This is a genomic window from Streptomyces sp. NPDC002018, assembly GCF_042890865.1.
GTDB lineage: Bacteria > Actinomycetota > Actinomycetes > Streptomycetales > Streptomycetaceae > Streptomyces.
In genome coordinates this window covers 1-1548 of sequence record NZ_JBIASO010000058.1, presented here as the reverse complement: position 1 = coordinate 1548, position 1548 = coordinate 1, and the positions used below count along the sequence as shown (strand labels likewise).

Here is a 1548-nt window from a genome sequence, read left to right as displayed (position 1 = left end):
GGGGGGTGCCTCTATGTCTTTCGTCAAGGCGGCCCTGTGGTTTTGAGGTAGTTCGGGCTTGCTGGGGTCATGCGGTGAGTTGGATGTCTTTGGGGTCCCGGGGTTGGTAGAAGGTGCCGTCGCGGAGCATGGCGAACAGGACGCTGATGCGTTGGCGGGCGAGGCGGAGGAGGGCTTGGGTGTGGGTTTTGCCGCGGGCCCGTTGTCTGTCGTAGTAGGTGCGGGAGGCGGGATCGGCGTTCATGCAGGCGAAGGCGGAGAGGAACATGGCGCGTTTGAGCTGCCGGTTCCCGCCTCTGGGAGCGTGTTCGCCGTGGATCGAGGTGCCGGACTGTCTGGTGGTGGGGGCAAGTCCGGCGTAGGAGGCGAGGTGGGCGGCGGTGGGGAAGCCGGTGCCGTCGCCGACGGTGACCAGGAGGACTGCGGCCGTCCTGACGCCGACGCCGGGCATCGACGTCAGGACCTGGGAAAGAGGGTGGGCCTCCAGCAGGGCGTTGATCTGGGCTTCCAGGGCCCGGCGCTGTTCGTGGACGGCGGACAGCGAGCGTGCCAGGGACGGGATCACGATGTCGAGGGTGCCGGTTCCGGGCACGACCACGGTCTGCTCGTTGAGGGCGTCGAAGACGTCATCGATCAGCCGCTGGGCCATGCGCGGGGCCCTGGGGCGGATCAGTTCGACGAGTCTGCGGCGGCCTGCTCTGCGCAGCGCGGCCGGGGAGCCGTAGCGTTCCAGGAGCCAGGTGACGGCCTGGTGGTCGAGGCGGGGGCCCAGGACACGTTCCAGGCTGGGGTGGAACTGGGTGAGCAGGCCGCGTATCCGGTTCGAGGTGCGGGTGGCCTCTGCGGCGAGGTCCTGGTCGAAGCCGGCGAGCACGGTCAGCTCGGCGGTGATCTCGTCGGTGAGCTCCAGCGTGCGCAGGGTGTGCGGCATGGTGCGGGCTGCGTCCGCGATCACCGTGGCGTCCTTCGCGTCGGTCTTGGCCTCGCCCGGGTAGAGGTCGGCGATCCTCCGCATTGCCAGGCCGGGCAGGTAGGCGACCTTGCAGCCCGCGTCCCGGGCCACGGTCAGGGGCAGGGCGCCGATCGAGGCGGGCTGGTCCACGATCACCAGGACGGCGCCGAACTTCGCGGTCAGCTTGTCGAACACGGCCCGCAGCTTCGGCTCGCTGTTGGGCAGGGGCTTGTCGAAGACCTTCTTGCCGGCCGGGGTCAGACCGTGCCCGTGATGGGCACTCTTGCCGACGTCCAGGCCGAGGAACACGCCCACGTCGTCGGTATCGAACATCGCGCCCCTCCAGGCGGGTTGAACGTGCCGGCCTCGGCATGGGTGTCGTGCGCGCGCATCCACGTTATGCAGACCTGCCGCCCGCGAGCTGTCCGGCATTGCGCCGGACCGGACGGCGGCCGGACCTCTGATCAGCGTCTCCGACGGCACCTCCCGGGCCCGGTGACACCACCCCCCAGGTCATCCGTTCGACAGGGGGCAACAGTCATGCCGAGCCCGGAGGCCAGCGGCCCTCTTGCAGGACCACAGAAAACATAACGGGG

General features: G+C 69.4%; 1 protein-coding gene. It reads right to left on the bottom strand.

Features of this window, described 5'->3' with window-relative positions:
* Positions 1-67 precede the first annotated feature (67 nt).
* The gene (locus tag ACFYYH_RS34480; protein ID WP_388559884.1) at positions 68-1285 is read right to left on the bottom strand and encodes an IS110 family transposase; all 1218 of its coding nucleotides are present in this window, start codon (positions 1283-1285) and stop codon (positions 68-70) included.
* Between the last annotated feature and the right edge of the window lie 263 nt (positions 1286-1548).